At 39.8% G+C, this 18,698-nt stretch carries 20 protein-coding genes and 1 pseudogene; 4 read left to right on the top strand and 17 right to left on the bottom strand.

Going from position 1 to position 18,698, the window contains the following annotated elements; translation table 11 throughout:
• Positions 1-74: 74 nt before the first annotated feature.
• The 3 genes from rpiA (at position 75) to gpmA (ending at position 2,233) form a co-directional block, all read left to right on the top strand.
• The gene (rpiA, locus tag IGI87_RS00760; protein WP_010709139.1) at positions 75-755 is read left to right on the top strand and encodes a ribose-5-phosphate isomerase RpiA; all 681 of its coding nucleotides are present in this window, start codon (positions 75-77) and stop codon (positions 753-755) included.
• A 41-nt stretch (positions 756-796) separates the two neighbouring features.
• Positions 797-1,372, top strand: coding sequence for a recombinase family protein (locus IGI87_RS00755; protein ID WP_438736037.1), 576 nt, complete (start codon positions 797-799; stop codon positions 1,370-1,372).
• Positions 1,373-1,546: 174 nt separating this feature from the next.
• A complete protein-coding gene (gene gpmA, locus IGI87_RS00750; RefSeq protein ID WP_002359343.1) occupies positions 1,547-2,233 on the top strand; it encodes a 2,3-diphosphoglycerate-dependent phosphoglycerate mutase in 687 nt (228 codons plus the stop codon).
• Positions 2,234-2,289: 56 nt separating this feature from the next.
• Here the strand turns inward: gpmA and IGI87_RS00745 are convergent, their stop codons facing one another.
• From IGI87_RS00745 to IGI87_RS00730, 4 genes are all read right to left on the bottom strand, one after another.
• A complete protein-coding gene (locus tag IGI87_RS00745; RefSeq protein WP_429975776.1) occupies positions 2,290-3,477 on the bottom strand; it encodes an iron-containing alcohol dehydrogenase in 1,188 nt (395 codons plus the stop codon).
• Between the two features lie 128 nt (positions 3,478-3,605).
• Positions 3,606-4,610 (bottom strand): FecCD family ABC transporter permease, encoded by a 1,005-nt coding sequence (locus IGI87_RS00740; RefSeq protein WP_002363471.1) that lies wholly within the window; start codon positions 4,608-4,610, stop codon positions 3,606-3,608.
• Positions 4,607-5,617 (bottom strand): FecCD family ABC transporter permease, encoded by a 1,011-nt coding sequence (locus tag IGI87_RS00735; RefSeq protein ID WP_438736034.1) that lies wholly within the window; start codon positions 5,615-5,617, stop codon positions 4,607-4,609. The genes IGI87_RS00740 and IGI87_RS00735 overlap by 4 nt, the downstream gene beginning before the upstream one ends.
• Positions 5,614-6,420, bottom strand: coding sequence for an ABC transporter ATP-binding protein (locus IGI87_RS00730; RefSeq protein ID WP_002356183.1), 807 nt, complete (start codon positions 6,418-6,420; stop codon positions 5,614-5,616). Before IGI87_RS00730 ends, IGI87_RS00735 begins: the two co-directional genes overlap by 4 nt.
• Positions 6,421-6,650: 230 nt before the next feature.
• Here IGI87_RS00730 and IGI87_RS00725 point away from each other — a divergent pair, with 230 nt between their 5' ends.
• Positions 6,651-7,589 carry an iron-hydroxamate ABC transporter substrate-binding protein gene (locus IGI87_RS00725; RefSeq protein WP_104855108.1) on the top strand — a complete coding sequence of 313 codons (939 nt, stop codon included), beginning with the start codon at positions 6,651-6,653 and terminating at the stop codon, positions 7,587-7,589.
• A gap of 38 nt (positions 7,590-7,627) precedes the next feature.
• On the opposite strand, the gene deoD is transcribed toward IGI87_RS00725, so the two are convergent.
• The 13 genes and pseudogenes from deoD to IGI87_RS00660 form a co-directional block, all read right to left on the bottom strand.
• A complete protein-coding gene (deoD, locus tag IGI87_RS00720) occupies positions 7,628-8,335 on the bottom strand; it encodes a purine-nucleoside phosphorylase (protein WP_113795077.1) in 708 nt (235 codons plus the stop codon).
• 17 nt (positions 8,336-8,352) lie between these two features.
• Positions 8,353-9,171, bottom strand: a complete 819-nt coding sequence (locus IGI87_RS00715) for a purine-nucleoside phosphorylase (protein ID WP_104854630.1) — start codon at positions 9,169-9,171, stop codon at positions 8,353-8,355.
• Positions 9,172-9,187: 16 nt separating this feature from the next.
• A complete protein-coding gene (gene deoB, locus IGI87_RS00710; protein WP_002356179.1) occupies positions 9,188-10,354 on the bottom strand; it encodes a phosphopentomutase in 1,167 nt (388 codons plus the stop codon).
• 305 nt (positions 10,355-10,659) lie between these two features.
• Entirely contained in the window at positions 10,660-10,917 is a 258-nt protein-coding gene (locus IGI87_RS00705; RefSeq protein WP_438737380.1) for a hypothetical protein, read from the bottom strand.
• 13 nt (positions 10,918-10,930) lie between these two features.
• Positions 10,931-11,245 (bottom strand): hypothetical protein, encoded by a 315-nt coding sequence (locus IGI87_RS00700; protein ID WP_280211798.1) that lies wholly within the window; start codon positions 11,243-11,245, stop codon positions 10,931-10,933.
• A gap of 9 nt (positions 11,246-11,254) precedes the next feature.
• Positions 11,255-12,496 carry a lipase gene (locus IGI87_RS00695; protein WP_438736033.1) on the bottom strand — a complete coding sequence of 414 codons (1,242 nt, stop codon included), beginning with the start codon at positions 12,494-12,496 and terminating at the stop codon, positions 11,255-11,257.
• Positions 12,493-12,891, bottom strand: a complete 399-nt coding sequence (locus IGI87_RS00690; protein WP_280211793.1) for a hypothetical protein — start codon at positions 12,889-12,891, stop codon at positions 12,493-12,495. Before IGI87_RS00690 ends, IGI87_RS00695 begins: the two co-directional genes overlap by 4 nt.
• Before the next feature lie 73 nt (positions 12,892-12,964).
• Positions 12,965-13,150 (bottom strand): annotated as a pseudogene (locus tag IGI87_RS00685) (lipase); the annotation flags it as partial.
• Positions 13,147-13,545 carry a hypothetical protein gene (locus IGI87_RS00680; RefSeq protein ID WP_280211791.1) on the bottom strand — a complete coding sequence of 133 codons (399 nt, stop codon included), beginning with the start codon at positions 13,543-13,545 and terminating at the stop codon, positions 13,147-13,149. The gene IGI87_RS00680 and the pseudogene IGI87_RS00685, both read right to left, overlap by 4 nt.
• A gap of 205 nt (positions 13,546-13,750) precedes the next feature.
• Complete coding sequence (locus tag IGI87_RS00675; RefSeq protein WP_104854631.1) at positions 13,751-14,704, bottom strand: ABC transporter permease; 954 nt, start codon at positions 14,702-14,704, stop codon at positions 13,751-13,753.
• Complete coding sequence (locus tag IGI87_RS00670; RefSeq protein WP_002356171.1) at positions 14,704-15,837, bottom strand: ABC transporter permease; 1,134 nt, start codon at positions 15,835-15,837, stop codon at positions 14,704-14,706. The genes IGI87_RS00675 and IGI87_RS00670 overlap by 1 nt, the downstream gene beginning before the upstream one ends.
• Positions 15,830-17,398 carry an ABC transporter ATP-binding protein gene (locus IGI87_RS00665; RefSeq protein WP_113795078.1) on the bottom strand — a complete coding sequence of 523 codons (1,569 nt, stop codon included), beginning with the start codon at positions 17,396-17,398 and terminating at the stop codon, positions 15,830-15,832. Before IGI87_RS00665 ends, IGI87_RS00670 begins: the two co-directional genes overlap by 8 nt.
• 205 nt (positions 17,399-17,603) lie before the next feature.
• Positions 17,604-18,689, bottom strand: coding sequence for a BMP family lipoprotein (locus IGI87_RS00660; protein ID WP_421503144.1), 1,086 nt, complete (start codon positions 18,687-18,689; stop codon positions 17,604-17,606).
• Positions 18,690-18,698 lie beyond the last annotated feature (9 nt).

Genomic DNA, 18,698 nt, shown 5'->3' with positions numbered 1-18,698 from the left:
TCAAAAACTTTCTATCTTTTTTAGTTAAATAACGGTACAATATCTTTGACTATTGAAGGGGGCGGAAAACAGCGATGAATCTGAAACAAATGGTAGGAATCGAAGCTGCAAAATATGTAGAAGACGGCATGATTGTCGGTTTGGGTACTGGCTCAACAGCCAAATTTATGGTAGACGAAATTGGTCGTCGCGTAAAAGAAGAAGGATTGTCAATCGTAGGGGTTACTACTTCAAAAGAAACAGAGAAACAAGCCTTGGCCTTGGGCATTCCTTTAAAGGGTATTGATGAAGTTCCGTATGTTGATCTTACGATTGATGGCGCCGATGAAATCAGCGCTGATTTTCAAGGAATCAAAGGCGGTGGCGCTGCCTTACTTTTTGAAAAAATTGTGGCCACTTATTCAAAGAAATGTATTTGGATTGTGGATAAATCAAAAATGGTGGACGATTTAGGGGCTTTCCCACTTCCAGTTGAGGTTGTTCCTTATGGCAGCCGCCAACTAGTACATTTATTTGAAGAAAAAGGCTATCACCCTACACTTCGTCTAAACGCTGCTGGCGAAACATTAATAACAGATGGAGGCCACCATATCATCGATTTACATTTAGAAAAAATTACAGATCCAGAAGCTTTAGGTTCTTATTTAGACAACTTGGTTGGCGTCGTTGAACACGGCTTATTTTTAAATATGGTTTCTATGGTAATCGTCGGTTATGAAGATGGACCGAAAACCTTACATGTTCCCGCACGTTAAGAATGTGTGAAAAAAGATTATTTATATAGGAAGGATAATATATGAAACGAATTGGTTATGCACGCACAACTATTATTGAAGACGATTTAAAAAATCAACTAACCACTCTCCAATCGTTTGGTTGTGATGATATTTTCCAAGAGACATTTGATCCTCAAGCGGAGATCAGTGTCTTAGACGAAGTCGAAAAACTTCTTTCTGCTGGGGATACACTTATTGTTTGTAAATTGCACCATTTAGGTAAAACAACCCGCCAATTAACAGACTTTATGAAAATGTTAAAGGAAAAACAAGTTGATTTTGTCAGCATTTCTGAAGGAATTGATACCCACCTTCCAACAGGTGAAGCCTATTTCCAATTAATGGAGAGCTTATCCGCGATGGAATGTGCACTAATTAAAGAACGAACACTCGTCGGGCTCCACAAAGCTCGTGAAAACGGAAAAGTAGGTGGACGTCCAAAAATCGATGGACGCACCGTCCGCAAAATCCGTGCATTATATTACGAAAACAAAGAAACCATCCAATTTATTTCTAATAAATGCGGCGTTTCGGTGGGCACTTGTTATAAGTACATCAATTTACCTGAGACAGATGTCGAACGTCTGTATCCCTAAGAATAAAAAAGAAGTCCTTCAGATGGGGCTTCTTTTTTGATTCGATTTCACTCTAATTTTTCAGCAACTTTCACGTTTTTTTACTATTTTCCATTGGAAATCTTACGCAAAACGGTGTACAATAAACGTGGAAATCTTATTTTCAGAAAACTAAACTCAAAGGAGAGCTTATACATGCCAAAATTAGTTTTTTCTCGTCATGGACTTAGCGAATGGAATGCCTTAAACCAATTTACTGGATGGGCTGACGTAGATTTAGCACCTGAAGGTGTTGAAGAAGCAAAAGAAGGCGGCCGTAAAATTAAAGAAGCAGGCATCGAATTCGACGTTGCTTATACTTCTGTTTTAACTCGTGCCATCAAAACTTGTAACTATTTACTAGAATACTCAGATCAATTATGGGTACCTCAAATCAAATCTTGGCGCTTAAACGAACGTCATTATGGTAAATTACAAGGACTAAACAAAAAAGAAACTGCTGAAAAATACGGAGACGAACAAGTCCACATCTGGCGTCGTTCTTACGATACTCTTCCTCCATTAATGGAAGCAACAGATGAAGGTTCTGCAGCAAACGACCGTCGTTATGCAATGTTAGACCAACGCGATATTCCTGGTGGCGAAAACTTGAAAGTTACTTTGGAACGCGCATTACCATTCTGGCAAGATGAAATTGCGCCAGCTTTAAAAGACAACAAAACTGTCTTAGTAGCGGCTCATGGTAATTCATTACGTGCTTTAGCTAAACACATCGAAGGCATTTCTGATGAAGATATTATGGATCTTGAAATCCCAACAGGTAAACCATTAGTTTATGAATTAAACGATGATTTAACTGTGAAAGAAAAATACTACTTATAAGAACTTGTTTCTTATTAACAAAAGCGGTTTGCCAAGGCAAACCGCTTTTTTATGGATTAAATAAATTGACTTTCGGTTAAACAATCTTTATAAATCGCTACTATATCCGCTGCATCCAATGGTACATAAGCCTTTTCGGCAATTGCACTATGGTCCACAGCTTGTTGTGCCATTTCTTCAAATTTATCTGCTTCGATGCCAACTTCTGGTAATGTCATTGGAATGCCACAAGCCACAAAGTAATCATACAATGCTTGAATACCTTTTTTCGCTGCTACTTCCTCTTCTTGTTCGACTATTCCCCAAACATTTCGAGCAAATTGCGCAAACTTGCCTACGGTTTGTTCAGACAAAACGTAATTCATCCAACGAGGCGTTAAAATTGCTAAGCCAATCCCATGCGTAATGTCATAAAACGCACTTAATTCATGTTCCATTGGGTGACAAGACCAAACACCTTGTTTGCCGCGCCCTGTTAACCCATTTAAGGCTAAACTACTTGCCCACATTAAATTAGCACGTGCATCATAATCTTCTGGATTTTCTAAAGCAATAGGACAATTTTTGATAACCGTTCGCATTAAGCCTTCTGACACAAAATCTTGGACGTCCGTGCCTGTCGAAATACTAAAATAGTTTTCAATCAAATGACTGAAAATATCCGCTGAGCCAGCTGCTGTTTGATTTTGAGGAACCGTAAAAGTATTCGTTGGATCCAAGAACGAAACTTTTGGAATCATATTCGGACCACCAAAGCCTAACTTTTGATTGGTTTCTAAGTTAGAAATGACAGCACCTGCGTTCATTTCACTACCTGTCGCTGCTAAAGTCAAGATGGTCACGATTGGTAAAGCAGGACCAGTATACCCTTTTCTGGCTGCAATGACTGTCCAGATATCTTCTTCCGAATAAAAGCCCGCAGCTATTGCTTTGGAACAGTCAATGGTTGAACCACCGCCAACTGCTAAAATAACATCGACTTGGTTTTCTTTACACAACGCAATTCCTTTTCTAACGGTTTCAATGCGCGGGTTTGGTTCGACACCGCTCAACTCAATCAGTGTATGCCCGTTTTTTTGGGCCAAATCAGTAATTTGTTGGTACAAGCCATTACGTTTGATACTACCGCCACCATAAACAAGTAAGACATTTTTGCCAAATTGATCTAACACAGCAGGTAATTCGTCTAAACGATCTTTCCCAAAACGGATGTCTGTTGGTACATAAAAATTAAAGTTTTCCATTCTTTCATCCTCCATTCAATGCTCTTACGCATTTATCATACTATTTTTTCAAAAATCCGCCAATAAAAAAGCCGAGCAAATGACAGTTGCTTTCACAACGACCGCTTGACCCAGCTTTTGATTCTTTTTTATAACGAATCGCTTGTTTTGATTAACAAATAAAGAAAATAAGGCGCACCGATGATCGCAACAATAATCCCTGCAGGCATTTCTCCATTGCCAGGCAATAGCCGACCAATCGTATCACTAACCAATAAAAGTAAACTCCCAAACAACGCCGCCAATGGCAATACCTGTTTTTGTTGCGTAAAACCACATTTGCGAGCAATATGTGGCGCAAGTAAACCTAAAAAATTAATTCCCCCTGTAACGGAAATCGCTGATGCCGCCAACATCACCGCTAACAGCAACGAAACGATTCGTTCTTTTTTCACAGCAATACCTACAGAAATAGCTGTTTCGTCCCCCAATTGTAAAATATCCAACAGACGATGACGCTTCATCGCAAAAAAGAACCCAATGACTAGCCAAGGCAACAAAGCGCCCACAAAGAACCAATTACTGCCCCAGATACTGCCTGCTTGCCACATTGTAACAAAACGGTACTTTTCAGTGTCAATTTTTGATGTAATTAATAAGGTGAGTGCTGAAATACCCGTACTCAAAATGACACCCGCTAAGACCATTCGAACTGGCGTCAATCCTAAACGATGATGATACGCGATTACTAAAATCCCAACAGCCGCTAGCAAGCCGCCAACTAAGGCCACAAGCGGAAGTGCAAACGTCGTGATACTTGTCGTCTCAACAAAACTAATAAACAAAATCACTGCCAAACCCGCACCCGCATTAATGCCTAAAATCCCAGTATCTGCCAACGGATTCCGAGTAATCCCTTGAAGAATAGCGCCGCTTAAGCCTAAAGCTGCGCCCGCTAGGACCGCAAGCACAATCCGTGGTAACCGAAAATCCCAAACTAACAGTTGTTTGGCCTGACTTCCCTGTCCCAAAAGAAGGGCTTTTAAATCCATGACGGAAACAGATAATTCCCCTTGCGTTAAACTGATACAAGCAGTTAGGATAATCCCAACTATTAAGATAGCCACCCAACGGGACACTTTTTTCTGTGTCATCCTAGTTGCCCTCCTTTACGAAATAAATAAAGAAAGAATGGGATGCCAATTAAGGCCGTGATAATCCCAAATGGTGTTTCAAAAGGCGGATTCACCATTCGAGCGATTAAATCTGCCACCAAAACGAGGAGCGCACCGCCTAACGCCGAGAACGGAATCAAGCGACGGTAATTTTCTCCAGAAACTGTTCGCATCACATGAGGCACCATCAAGCCAACAAAACTGACCGAGCCAACCAGCGCCACAGACAATCCTGATAAAAGCAAAATCGTTATACTGGCGAACAACCGAATACGCTGCGGATTTCGCCCCAAACCAATTGTTGCATCATCGCCAAACCGTAAAATAGTCACCGACGGACTAATCAGAATTGCTAATGCAAATGCACCCAGAAAGATCGGGACGACTATTTTTAATTGTGCCCAAGAAATAACGCTGACACCGCCAAGAAACCAAAACGTTAACTCTTGACTCAAATTGAACTGAATGGCTAAGAATTGACTAAATGATAAAAAAAGGGCACTAATACCAGCTCCCACCAAGGTCAGACGCATGGGGCTTGCTCCTCGAATTGAATGATTAGAAAGATAATAAATCAGTGCTACACTCACGCCGGCACCAAGAAAAGAAACAACTAAAAGCCACCCATAACTTGCCTGAGGGAGGAAAGCAAAAACAAGCGCTAAGCCCAAGCCAGCCCCAGCATTGATACCCAGCAAACCAGAATCTGCCAATGGGTTTTGCGTAATCCCTTGCGCTAACGCCCCACTCACCGCTAAACTTGCTCCCACAAAAGCGGCCCCTAAAATCCGCGGCAACCGAACCGTTTGGATGACTTGATGCGCTTGATTGGTCGCATCGAAGTGCGTAAATGATTCAATAATCGTTTGAATCGAAACCGACGTCGCACCAAACATCAATGACAGAAGCATTGTCCCCATTAGCAAAAAAAGACAGACAAGTAACACTTGCCATTGGTGTCTATAAAATCCGCTTATGCCTTTCATCCATCCAGCTCCATTTCCATCAACTCATAAGAAAGCACTAGTGGTCGCTGTGTCTGACTATGATAACTAATTTCTGCTTGAATAGCGAAAACATCTGCTAAGCCAGTAACAGTAATCACTTCTTGCGGTGTTCCCTCATTGATAATCTTTCCCTCTTTCATCGCAATCACACGATCAGAAAAACGAGAAGCTAAATTAATATCATGAATCGTCATCACGATAGTTTTTTGATGTTCTTGATTAATTCGTTTTAACACATTTAAAATTTCTAGCTGATGCGCTGGATCCAAATAGGTGGTTGGTTCATCTAAAATTAAAATATCTGTATCCTGCACTAGCGCCATAGCAATCCAAACCCGTTGCCGTTGTCCACCTGATAAAATTGCCACAGACTCTCTAGCTAACTCAGTTAAGCCTGTTAATTCTAATGCCCATTGTATGTACTCTTGATCTTCTGTGGTGACACTTTTCCAGCCCGATTGATATGGATACCGCCCGAAAGAGACGAGGTCAAAAACAGATAAATCGATTGTATTTTCTGGCGTTTGTGATAAAATCGCTAGTTCTTGCGCCACTTCTTTTGAAGAAAAATGTTGAAGTTCTTGGTTCTTAATGAACACCTTGCCTTTCTCGGCTGGCAAAATGCGCGCAAGTGTTTTTAACAAGGTCGATTTGCCACAACCATTTGGTCCAATAATACTTGTAATAGTTCCCGCTTCAAATGAACAGTTCAGCGCTTCACTAATCACTTGACGACCATATCCTGTAGTTAAGTCCTCTGCCTCTAAATAATTCATAACCATTCCTCTTTAATTTTTCTGTCGTTATTTTACATTTATTGAGAATCGTTCTCACTCATTGTTCCTTGATTATAAAAGACCCTTCCTTAAAAAGCAATGTTTCTTCCAATCAAAAAAACGAATTATCTAAAAAATGCAACTTATTTGCTCAAAAAAGCAAGCGCTGATTGACAAACGGTCGTTTTTAACTGATAATGAGAATCGTTATCAACTAAAAATAAAGGAGTTACACAATGAAACTTTTAAAAAAGACGGTCCTAATTGGTACCACCCTTCTTCTTGGTTCATTCTTACTCGCAGCTTGTGGTAACACGAATAAAGAAGCCAACAACGCTGACAAAACACATGAAGTAACAGATACCTTAGGCAATAAAGTAACCGTCCCCGCGAAACCCAAACGGATTATTGCGAGCTATTTAGAAGATTATCTAGTTGCATTAGGAGAAAAACCAGTGGCACAATGGACAGTTGGACAAGGCAGCATTCAAGATTATTTAGCGAAAGAATTGAAAGATGTCCCCACTATTTCCTATGACTTGCCATATGAAGCGGTTCTAAAATTTGAACCTGACTTATTATTAATCAGTTCATCTGCTCTAGTTGAAGGCGGTAAATACAAAGAATACAGCAAAATTGCGCCAACTTATGTAGTCAAAAACGGCGAAAATGTCACCTGGCGTGATCAATTGGAAGATATTGCCACTGTTTTAGATAAAAAAGAACAAGCGAAAAAAGTGGTAGAAGATTATAATACCTTAACCAAAGGCGTCCAAGAAGACCTTGGAAAAAAGGATGCTGGCAAATCTGCGGCAGTCTTATGGGTAACCAACAACCAAGTCTTTATGGTTAGCAATAATCGCTCAAGCGGAACCGTGCTCTATCAGGATTTAGGTCTCCAAGTTCCAAAATTAGTGGAAGAAATTTCTAAAAATGCTACTGCGGATTGGAATCAAGTTTCTTTAGAAAAATTAGCTGAGCTTGACGCAGACCATATTTTCCTTGTAAATAGTGATGAATCAGCACCTCTTTTCCAAGAAGCAATTTGGAAGAACTTACCTGCTGTGAAAAATAACCAAGTTCATACCTATGATAAAAAAAGTAGTTGGTTATACAACGGGCCTATTGCGAATACCCAAATTGTTGAAGATGTAAAAAAAGCGCTCTTAAATTAAAAAAATGCTTGGATGATTGTTTTCATCCAAGCATTTTTTTAATTAGCAATTGCCGTTTCTAAACCAACTTCAATCATTTCATTAAACGTCGTTTGGCGTTCTTCTGCCGTTGTTTCTTCACCTGTCACCAAGCTATCACTCACCGTCATAATCGCCAATGCTTCTACATCAAATTTTGCTGCTAAATAATATAACATTGCCGCTTCCATTTCAATCGCTAATACCCCGTATCGACCTAAACGAAAGACATCATCTAAGCTATCTTTGTAAAAAACATCATCTGACAATACGTTACCAACATGGGTAGTAAAGCCTTTTGCTTTGGCAATTTCGTAAGATTTGAGTAAAAGATCAAAGCTCGCAATTTGCGGAAAATCATATTTAGGAAAATCATTGCGAATCGCGGAAGAAGGTGTCGCTGCTGCTTGTGCGATAACTAATTCACGAACGTTGACTTTTTCTGAAATAGAACCACACGTACCAACACGAATTAACTTCTTCACATCGTAAGAGTTGATTAACTCATGGGCATAAATACCTGCTGAAGGCATCCCCATCCCTGTTCCTTGAACTGAAACACGATGTCCCTTATACGTTCCTGTATAACCTAACATCCCACGAACTTGATTATAGCAGACAGGATTCTCTAAAAAAGTTTCCGCAATATATTTTGCTCGGAGGGGATCCCCTGGTAGTAAAATTTTATCGGCAATTTCACCTGGTTTTGCTTCGATATGCACACTCATTCTGGTTTACTCCTTTTTTATAAAGCTGCTAGTGTTGCTTTCACTAACTCTTTGAATTGTCCTTTAACGCGTTCAGTTGTTTCAACTACTTCTGCATGATTTAAGCTACTTTGCATACCAGCTGCTAAATTCGTAATACAAGAGATGCCTAATACTTTCATGCCACTATGCACAGCTACGATGACCTCCGAAACAGTTGACATCCCAACTGCATCTGCACCCAACGTCCGTGACATCCGAATTTCTGCAGGCGTTTCATATGTTGGACCAGAAAAGCCCATATACACGCCTTCTTTTAAATCAATATTTTGTTCCGCAGCCACTTTTTTTGCCACTTCCCGATATTCTTGCGTGTAAGCATGACTCATATCTGGAAAACGCGGCCCGATTTCTTCATCATTTTCACCAATTAACGGATTATCGCCTGTAAAATTAATGTGGTCATTGATTAACATCAAATTCCCCGGTGTATATGTTTCATTTACGCCACCAGCTGCGTTGGTTACAATCATTGAATGAATGCCTAAAGCAGCCATCACACGAACGGGATAAGTGACCGTTTGCATCGAATGTCCTTCATAATAATGAAAACGTCCTTGCATCGCCAAAACTTTTTTTCCAGAAAGCGTTCCGTAAACTAATTGTCCAGCATGTCCAACGACTGTTGAAACAGAAAAATGGGGAATTTCAGAGAAAGGAATAGCAATCGCATCGGTTATTTCATTGGCTAATTCACCTAACCCAGAACCTAAGATTAGACCGAAGTCTGCTTGTTGTACCCCTTTTTCTTTCAAAAACTCAGTTGTTTCGTTTAAATGATTCGTTAACGTTGTCATGTGTTGCCTCCTCGAATTATTGTAATTGATTTAAAAAGCTTTGCCCGTTTTCCGTTGCAGGAACTTCAAAGTTTTCAGCAATCGTTGCTGAAATATCTGAATAAAATCCTTGTGGCAGGCTGCCTTGTTTTGTCATTTTTTTACTATAAGCCAATAAAGGCACATATTCACGTGTGTGGTCTGTTCCTGGGAAAGTTGGGTCATTCCCATGATCTGCTGTAATTAAAAGTAAATCATCTTCGGCCATAGCTGCCATAATCTCTGGCAAACGACCATCAAAATCTTCGATAGCTTTTGCATAGCCCTTTACATCACGACGGTGGCCATACAGCGCATCGAAATCCACTAAGTTAGTAAAACTTAAACCTGTAAAATCTTTGTTCATGACTGTTAATAATTGATCCACCCCATCCATATTGCTCTTCGTGCGGATAGCTTCAGTAATTCCTTGTCCATTAAAGATGTCGTTAATTTTCCCAACAGCGATCACATCATTGCCGTTTTCTTTCAACGAATCTAAAACAGTATGGCCAAAAGGATCTAAAGCATAGTCATGACGGTTACTGGTTCGAGTGAAATTACCTGGTTCACCAACATACGGGCGGGCGATAATCCGACCAATCATATAAGGTTCGTCTTTCGTAATGTCACGAACATATTGACAAATTTTATACAATTCTTCTAATGGAATAATGTCTTCATGCGCCGCAATTTGTAAAACAGGGTCTGCTGAAGTATAAACGATTAGATCCCCAGTTTTCATTTGATGTTCGCCATAATCATCAATGACCGCTGTCCCGCTATATGGTTTGTTACAAACAACTTTTCGCCCAGAAAAATCTTCAATTTGTTTCAGCAATTCTTCAGGAAAGCCGTTTGGGAATACCCGAAAAGGTTTTTTGATGTTCAAGCCCATAATTTCCCAGTGACCGGTCATAGTATCTTTTCCAACAGAAATTTCTTCTAATTTGGTGGCATAGCCATCGTGGTCTGCCACTGCTTTGACACCTGTTAAAGGAGCAATAGTTCCCAATCCAAGTTTTTCTAAATGAGGAATGGTTAGTCCCGCTTCTTTGGCAATATGACCCAGTGTATCACTGCCGACATCTCCAAATTTTTCAGCATCTGGTGCTTCACCAATACCGACTGAATCTAGTACGATTAAATGAACACGTTTAAACACACTTGCTTCCTCCTCTAAGGTCGTAAATACGTCAAGAATGACAATTATTTTACGCTAGCCTTTTAAATAGTCTCGAGAATCAAACAGAATAATCTATTTATTCTCAGCTCTTCAATTATACCATGAATCCGCTATTATTGCGTGTTTAAGACTGGCTTATATTTTAGAAAAAGCAACTTTTTCTAAAATATAAAGAAATAATTACACTAAAAAAGCCCCAGGCTGTTCCCTAGAGCATTGCTGAGATTCCTTCAATTTTCTTCTTAAAAATGAACGCATAAAATCCTTTTGTCATTGTAATATTCCTACAAGAACTGCTTCAAACTAATTATTTGTCTTTGAAAGGCTTCTTTTACTTTATTACCAAACTGTCCTTTAAGAGCCGTTCCTAGTTGTTGCTGCCTTGTCCCAAAACTTGTTGCTGCTTCAACGACTAGCTTGCGATGCCTTTGATTTGCCTGATTCTTCTCCTGAGCAACCCGTTGTTGCATTGCTACTCCTACAGAACGAACATTGGCTTTATCTGCACTTCTAGCTAACTCCTTTAACAACCGTTGAATCATTTCGTCCACTAAATTACCTCTTTTCATTGCTTCGTTTTTGATACTCACTTCGATAAGTTTGTTCTAAATCTTCTATTTTATAGTTTATTTTTCGTCGTTCTAACTGGATAGTTTCTTGAAACTGTTCAACCATCATTGAATAGTCCCTTTTCGCTCGATGCAAAGGTTCTCCGTCTAGCGCCAAGCTATTTAAGGCACTTCTTAAACGTTGCTCAGCTTCCATTACCATTTGTTCTCCGTGCGACTGTGCTCGTCGTAAATCGTCACTTTGTTCTTCTAATCCTTGTCGTTCTCTGCGATAATTCGCTTGTAATTCATCCAATGTCATTTTTTGCTCCTATCTAAATTGATTAGCCAGTTCGCTATCGCGGGCAACGATTTCTGCTAATTTGGCGGTGATTTCCCGTTCTAAAGCATCAAAGGTGGCGCTTTTTTCTTTGGCTTGTTGAATACGCAGTTCATGGGTTTCTTTTGGTTGAAACACCTGACTTTGCTTGGTGACACCCACACTAGCTAAGGCTTCCATAATTTCAGCTTCAGTTAACATCTGAACAGAATTTCTAGCCGCACGAAGTCCTGCTTCCCAATTTTGCTCCAAGGTTCGAATCGCTTCTTGATGAATGCGAATCACTCGTTCCATGGCATATTTTGCATTGCGAGCTACTGTTTGAACCACAGCTCTGGCTTGAGCATCCTCCAAATAAATTTGTTGACTACTTGATAAACCTCTACCATTTTTCAGTAACTTTTTCTTCAAAATTTGTAAATTTGCCAATTCACTGGCAAAAACTGTCATGGATTTTCGCTCTTGTCCTTGAAGGCTCGCTTCTAAATTGTGTTCATTATCAGGAATCACTAAATAGCCGTCTGCATCAAAGAGCCAATTGGCTAAATCATGAGACTTCAACGGATTTTGCAAGCCCATTTGCAAAGCCACTTTGATTTCGGCGCCGGTACCATTGCCCATTAAATTACCTACAATATCCGCCTGATTGCGATAATTGGTTAACCAGCCAGGATTTTCAGCGACCCACTTTTTAGCAGCTGGTGTCAACACCTCATAGGGATCTGGCCCATTAAAACCGACATTTTTCCATTGATTTTCCGCGGCAATATACAACGCTAAATATTCCCCTAAAGAATGTCCGGTAGTAGAAAAAGTGGCCTCGCTGTATTCTTGTTTGACTGCCTCAGCAAAAGCCACTGCCGAACTCAGTTGCCCAGCCAAACGTTGTGGACTCCGTGCATCAGAAAAACCAGGAGACGCCGTTTTGTCCCAAAAACCACCAATCGTGCGCAAGTCCGTTTCCACATCTTTCCAATCACCAGGATTGGTGCCAGCATAACTAATCACAATTTGCGACAAATCAGGAACCCCTTGCTTATCTAGGGGAGCCACAGCCATCGCTTGCATCCCATCCGTTTGAGAATTCTCTTGGATTTTGAGGATTTGGAATTCAGTACCACCAAGACTATGAATAACATTCTCTTTTATTGTAGGAGAATATTTCTTATCTTTTGGATCCAGCCAATAAACAGCACCACTTATTTTATTATAACTTTTGTCTGTTATACTCAAATTGGCTCCTCCTGTCCATTAGAAAATGTCACTCTAACAACATTTTTAGTTATTCCTTTTTTCTGAACTTCTCTGTCGACGACTCCATAATCATCAATTTCATTACTATTTTTTACAAATCCATAATCAAAATAAGCAGTGCTACCAGTAGTATTTTTCAACGTCACAACAATCCTGTACGATCCCGTCATAGTATTAAATCCTGTTCGTTCAATCTCTACCTCTGCTATATCCGCAAAGGTATTTTTCAGCGCTTTAACTGATTGTTTCTCTACTGCTAGTAAATCTTGTTCTTTTTGTTCTGCCCGTTTGTCCATAAATACTTTCCCTCCAATGCCAATTAGGATGATTCCTAAAATCAATAAAATACCCATTCTAATTCCTTTTTTATTCATAGCTCCTCCTTTTATTTTATTCATAGTTAATTGCTTAACCTATGTATCTTCATCTGATATTTATGTTTGACACAACAGCCATCGCTTGCAGCCCATCCGTCTGAGAATTCTCTTGGATTTTGAGGATTTGAAATTCAGTACCACCTAACTTGCGTACAACGCCTTCTTTTAAGGTGGGATCATATTTACTTTTATCATTAGGGTCTAACCAGTAAGATCTAATACTTATTTTATTGTAATTTTTATCGGTAATAATCAAAGCTCCTCCTCCTTACCATTGGAATAGATAACTTTTATTTTAGTAGTAGTTACTCCTTCTTTTTGTACCGCTTCATCTTCTACTCCATAATCTCCCAATTCATTCCTCTCTTTCCAAAATCCATAATCAAATTTTACAGAGTCGTTATTCTTATTAAACATTGTCACATACATTCCATACGACCCTGTCATTTCGTTTTTTCCTGCTTCATGGAATTTGACTTCCTTAATATCCGCAAAGGTATTTTTCAGTACTTTCACTGATTGTTTCTCTACTGCTAGTAAATCTTGTTCTTTTTGTTCTGCCCGTTTGTCCATAAATACTTTCCCTCCAATGCCGATTAGGATAATTCCTAACACCAATAAAATACCTACTCTAATTCCTTTTTTATTCATGACTCCTCCTTTCTTTATTTAGAATCGAGACTTTGATAGCGTTTTACTTTTTAGTTTAACATAGCAAAAAGAAATGAATTTTCAATTTCTTGTACTTCACTAGAAAAAACTGAGAAAATAAGTACTAGGAAAAGCTCTCTCGCTAAAGTTGTTTGAAGAACAATCAAAAAAACTGCCCGTTATTTTACAACGGACAGTTTTAAATCTATTTCGTTTTGACGTAATTTTTCCCGTTCGCTTTTGGTCCCGATGATTTTCCGAAGAATACAACTAGGACTAAAATGGTCAATACATATGGTGCTGCTTGTAGATAAACTTTTGGAATTTCTGAAATAATTGGTAGGTTTTCCCCAGCAATACTTAAGTTTTGTGCAAAGCCAAAGAATAAGGCTGCGCCCATTGCCCCAAGTGGATTCCATTTACCAAAGATCATTGCGGCCATTGAAATAAACCCTTGTCCTGCAATTGTGGTAATCCCAAAACGACCCGCAATACTTTGAGCAAAGACAGCTCCGCCCATACCGCCTAAGAAGCCGGATAACAAGACGCCAGAATAACGCATTAAGTAGACATTAATCCCTAATGTATCTGCCGCTTGTGGATGTTCCCCCACAGAACGTAACCGTAAGCCAAAACGTGTTTTATAAATGACAAACCAAGCTAAAATCGCAATCAAAATTGCTACGAAAGCTGGCAAAGAGGTTTTCGCAAAGAATAGTTCACCAATCACTGGAATTTTTGACAATCCTGGGAAAGAAAAATAACCAAATGATTGTGTAATCATATCTGTTTGTCCTTTTTGATAAATAACTTTTACTAGGAAAACCCCTAGCGCCGGTGCCATCAAGTTAATGACAGTACCACTGATAATATGATCTGCTCGTAAGTTAATGGTTGCAACAGCATGTAAGAGAGAAAAGACAATCCCGACAAGGCCTCCTACTAAACAAGCAATCCATGGTGTGGCTGCGCCAAATGTATCAGCAAACGTCAAGTTAAAAATGACCGAACTGAAAGCGCCCATGACCATAATACCTTCTAAACCAACGTTAACCACACCACTTCGTTCTGAGAACGTTCCGCCTAATGCTGTCAAGATGAGCGGAGTTGCATACACTAATGTTTGCGTGATGATTGAGGAAATTGTTGCTAAATCCATTAGATGTCTCCCCCCTCTTGATTATTTTTGTCTGGAGCCGCTTCGATTGTTTCTACAATCGCTACTTCTTTTTTACTACCAGACGCTTTTGCTAACAAGAAACGAATTAAATAACTAATTCCCACAAAGAAAATAATCGCCGCAATAACAACATCGACTAATTCGGTTGGTACACCAGCTATCAACGGCATTCCTTGCCCGCCAAGTTTTAACATTCCAAACAGTAATGCCGAAAGTAAAATCCCGATTGAGCTACCCGCTCCTAATAGAGACACGGCCATACCATCGAATCCAATGCTCAACGATGTGTTTTGAATAAAGAAGTTTTGGAAAGTCCCCAATCCTTGGACCGCACCACCTAAACCAGCCAGCGTTCCTGAAATCATCATGGATAAAATAATCGTTCGCTTGCTGCTCATTCCAGCATATTCAGAAGCAAATGGGTTTAACCCCACCGACCGAATTTCAAAGCCAAGCGTTGTTTTTTTCATCAAGAACCACACAAGAATAAGGAAAATGAAGGCCAAGAAAATGCCAATGTTCAAACGAGAGCCATCACTGATACTTGTTAAAAACGGTGAGCGTAATGATGCATTCGCACCAATCATTTTGGTGATCCCTTTATTCGCCATAATACTTGGTTTCATGACATTATTAGCAATATGATTTCCTGTGTATAATAAAATATAATTCAACATAATCGTAACAATAACTTCACTCGTCCCAAAATAGGCACGCAAGAAACCTGGAATGGCTGCTGCTAAAGCTCCTGCAACTGCGCCAACAATAATCGCCACCGGCAACGCAATCATCCGGGGTGCATCAGGCATGGATAAAGCGACCCAAATACTAGCCACCCAACCACATAAGGCTTGTCCAGAAAGCCCGATATTAAAGAATCCAGCCGAATTTGCCACCGAGAATCCTAAAGCGGTAAAAATCAACGGTGCTGCGGTGACAAAAATCTCACCAATACTTTTCTTTCCTTGGAAAGCTGTTTCAAACATCGCTTGATACCCAGCCACTGGGTCATAGCCAAAGATAACCATAATAATTGCCCCTAAGAGGAAACCCATAATAACAGATAATACAGGGACTAAAATATTTCTTATTTTTTCAGAACGATTATTCAACAGTTTCACCTGCCTCTACTTTTGATAACTCAGCACGGGCTTCTTCCAATGAGTAGCCAGCCATTAACAAGCCCAATTCATTTTCTGTCGTTTCTTTCGGATCAACAATTCCGACAATTTCCCCCGCATGAATAACAGCGATACGATCAGAAACGTTTAAAATTTCATCTAATTCAAAACTTACTAATAAAACAGCTTTATTTTTATCTCTTTGTTCAATTAGTCGACGATGAATGTATTCAATAGCTCCGACATCTAAACCGCGTGTTGGTTGAGAAACAATCAACAAATCTGGATCGCGGTCAACTTCTCGGGCAATAATCGCTTTTTGCTGATTCCCACCTGAAAGCGCCCGAGCTGGTACTAATTCATTAGGAGTCCGTACATCGTATTCTTCAATTAATTCACGGGCGTGTTTGTTAATCATTCGATAGTTTAAAATACCTGTTGAACTGTATGGTTTTTGGTAATACGTTTGTAGGCCAATATTTTCAGCCAATGTCATCTCTAACACCAAGCCATATTTATGTCGGTCTTCAGGAACGTGGGCGACACCCATTTCCGTAATTTCCCGAGGTTTGCGATTGGTAATCTCTTTTTCATTCAAATGAATGGAGCCTTTTTCGACTTTGGTTAATCCTGCTAAGGCTTGGATTAATTCTGTTTGTCCATTGCCATCAATCCCCGCGATCCCAACAACTTCCCCTGCCCGGACATCTAAGCTAAGATTTTTCACCGCATCTAAGCCGCGGCTTTCTTTCACTACTAAATCTTTAATTGATAAAATTGTTTCTTTCGGTTGCGCTGGTTTTTTCTCTGTTTTGAAGGAAACAGAACGGCCCACCATCATATCGGCTAACTGTTGCGAAGAAACGTCTTTCACATTGACGGTGCCAATACTTTGCCCCCGGCGAATGACCGTACAACGGTCCGCCACTTTTTTAATTTCATCTAACTTATGTGTAATTAAAATGATCGATTTACCTTCATCGGTTAGTTCTTTTAAAATAAGCATTAATTCATCAATTTCTTGTGGCGTTAATACTGCGGTTGGTTCGTCAAAAATTAAAACGTTCGCACCACGATATAGGGTCTTTAAAATTTCAACCCGTTGTTGCATACCCACAGAAATATCGCGAATATAGGCATTGGGATTTACATCCAACCCGTATTGCTTAGACACTTCTTCAATCTCTTTTTTCGCTTTTTTCCGGTCTAAAATACCGCCATGGGTAGGTTCGCTACCTAAGATAATATTTTCAGTCACAGTAAAGGCTTCAACTAACATAAAATGCTGATGGACCATTCCGATTCCTAAACGATTGGCTGCAGTAGGACTTGTAATGTTGACTTTTTCGCCATTCATATAAATCTCACCTGAGGTCGGTTCCAATAGCCCTGATAAGATATTCATCAAGGTCGACTTGCCTGCACCATTTTCACCTAGCAGTGCGTGGATTTCACCAGGTTTTACTTGTAAATCAATTTGGTCGTTGGCTTTGAACGTCCCAAATTCTTTGGTGATTTTACGCATCTCAATTACGTTTTCTTCTTGAGACAAGGTCTATTCACTTCCTAACAAAATTATATTGGCAATACTTTAGAGGGTAATTTTGACCCTTAACTAAGTAGTTGAAGAACCTCAACTATTTAGTTAAAAATCCAAACATCATAAAGGGTTTCCTTGGCAGCCGTCGCTGCCAAGGACCACTTTATTTTTAGAAGGACCAATAATGCGCCCTTCTTTTTTCATTTAGGAGCTTAAATTATTCTGGTTTTTCTGGGACTTTTACGTCACCTGAGATTACTTTATCTTTTGCTGTTTTAACAGCTTCTTTTGTTTTGTCGTTTAAATAGCCGTCTGTTAAGTCAACGCCACCATCTTTTAATCCATAAACTAAATGTTCGCCACCAGGGAATTTGTCTTCTAATGCACGGTTGGCAATATCTTGAACCGCTGTGCCGACACCTTTAAGCGTTGAAGTTAACGTGAAGTTGTCTTCTTTGCCGTCTTTTGTTTTGTACTTACCATCAGCATCTTGATCGCGGTCAACACCGATTACCCAAACTTTGTCGCCAGAACCTGATTCATTCAAGTCTTTTGCTTCTTGGAAGACCCCTTGTCCAGTCGCACCAGAAGCATGGAAGATGATATCAACGCCGTTTTGGTACATTGCAGCAGCTAAAGCTTTCCCTTTGGCAGGATCAGCAAACGAAGCCGCATATTTTGTATCAACAGTAATTTCTTTACCTAATTCTTTCGCAGCATCAGCCACACCTTTTTCAAAACCAGCTTGGAAACGGTCAATTACGACCCCTTCTTCACCACCAACAAAACCGACTTTGTTCGTTTTTGTTTCGTTCGCAGCAGCAACACCGGCTAAGTAAGCTGCTTCATTATCTCTAAATGTTGCAGAAACGACATTCTTTTTGCCATCGATTTGATCATCGATTAAAACAAAGTTTGTATCAGGGTTGGCATCTGCTGCAGAAGAAATAGCATCTTTTAGCAAGTAGCCAATACCAAAGATTGTGTTGAATTTACTTGATACCGCTTGGTCAATATTGGTTGTATAGTCAGCTGCATCATTCGATTGAATATATGCATATCCTTTTGAACCTTCTGGTAAATCATGTTCTTTACCCCAAGCTTGCAATCCTTCCCAAGAAGATTGGTTAAACGACTTGTCATCCACGCCGCCTGTATCTGTAATGATTACAGCACTATGCGCTGCATCCCCTTTGCCACCGCCGCTTTCAGCGGTTTTGCCTTTGCCACCACCACATGCTGCAAGTGAAAATGATAAACCTAATGCAATCAAACTAAAACCGAATAATTTTGCTTTTTTCATTTCTGTAAA

Source organism: Enterococcus sp. DIV1444a (genome assembly GCF_051712125.1).
Taxonomy (GTDB): domain Bacteria; phylum Bacillota; class Bacilli; order Lactobacillales; family Enterococcaceae; genus Enterococcus; species Enterococcus faecalis.
This window is presented reverse-complemented; position numbering and strand designations above follow the sequence as displayed.

Excerpts from the sequence above, each read along its gene's own strand:
- rpiA (WP_010709139.1), top strand. The coding sequence starts at position 75 with ATGAATCTGAAACAAATGGTAGGAATCGAAGCTGCAAAATATGTAGAA.
- IGI87_RS00755 (WP_438736037.1), top strand. The coding sequence starts at position 797 with ATGAAACGAATTGGTTATGCACGCACAACTATTATTGAAGACGATTTA.
- gpmA (WP_002359343.1), top strand. The coding sequence starts at position 1,547 with ATGCCAAAATTAGTTTTTTCTCGTCATGGACTTAGCGAATGGAATGCC.
- IGI87_RS00745 (WP_429975776.1), bottom strand. The coding sequence starts at position 3,477 with ATGGAAAACTTTAATTTTTATGTACCAACAGACATCCGTTTTGGGAAA.
- IGI87_RS00740 (WP_002363471.1), bottom strand. The coding sequence starts at position 4,610 with ATGACACAGAAAAAAGTGTCCCGTTGGGTGGCTATCTTAATAGTTGGG.
- IGI87_RS00735 (WP_438736034.1), bottom strand. The coding sequence starts at position 5,617 with ATGAAAGGCATAAGCGGATTTTATAGACACCAATGGCAAGTGTTACTT.
- IGI87_RS00730 (WP_002356183.1), bottom strand. The coding sequence starts at position 6,420 with ATGGTTATGAATTATTTAGAGGCAGAGGACTTAACTACAGGATATGGT.
- IGI87_RS00725 (WP_104855108.1), top strand. The coding sequence starts at position 6,651 with ATGAAACTTTTAAAAAAGACGGTCCTAATTGGTACCACCCTTCTTCTT.
- deoD (WP_113795077.1), bottom strand. The coding sequence starts at position 8,335 with ATGAGTGTGCATATCGAAGCAAAACCAGGTGAAATTGCCGATAAAATT.
- IGI87_RS00715 (WP_104854630.1), bottom strand. The coding sequence starts at position 9,171 with ATGACAACGTTAACGAATCATTTAAACGAAACAACTGAGTTTTTGAAA.
- IGI87_RS00705 (WP_438737380.1), bottom strand. The coding sequence starts at position 10,917 with ATGATTCAACGGTTGTTAAAGGAGTTAGCTAGAAGTGCAGATAAAGCC.
- IGI87_RS00700 (WP_280211798.1), bottom strand. The coding sequence starts at position 11,245 with ATGACATTGGATGAATTACAAGCGAATTATCGCAGAGAACGACAAGGA.
- IGI87_RS00690 (WP_280211793.1), bottom strand. The coding sequence starts at position 12,891 with ATGAATAAAAAAGGAATTAGAATGGGTATTTTATTGATTTTAGGAATC.
- IGI87_RS00680 (WP_280211791.1), bottom strand. The coding sequence starts at position 13,545 with ATGAATAAAAAAGGAATTAGAGTAGGTATTTTATTGGTGTTAGGAATT.
- IGI87_RS00675 (WP_104854631.1), bottom strand. The coding sequence starts at position 14,704 with ATGGATTTAGCAACAATTTCCTCAATCATCACGCAAACATTAGTGTAT.
- IGI87_RS00660 (WP_421503144.1), bottom strand. The coding sequence starts at position 18,689 with ATGAAAAAAGCAAAATTATTCGGTTTTAGTTTGATTGCATTAGGTTTA.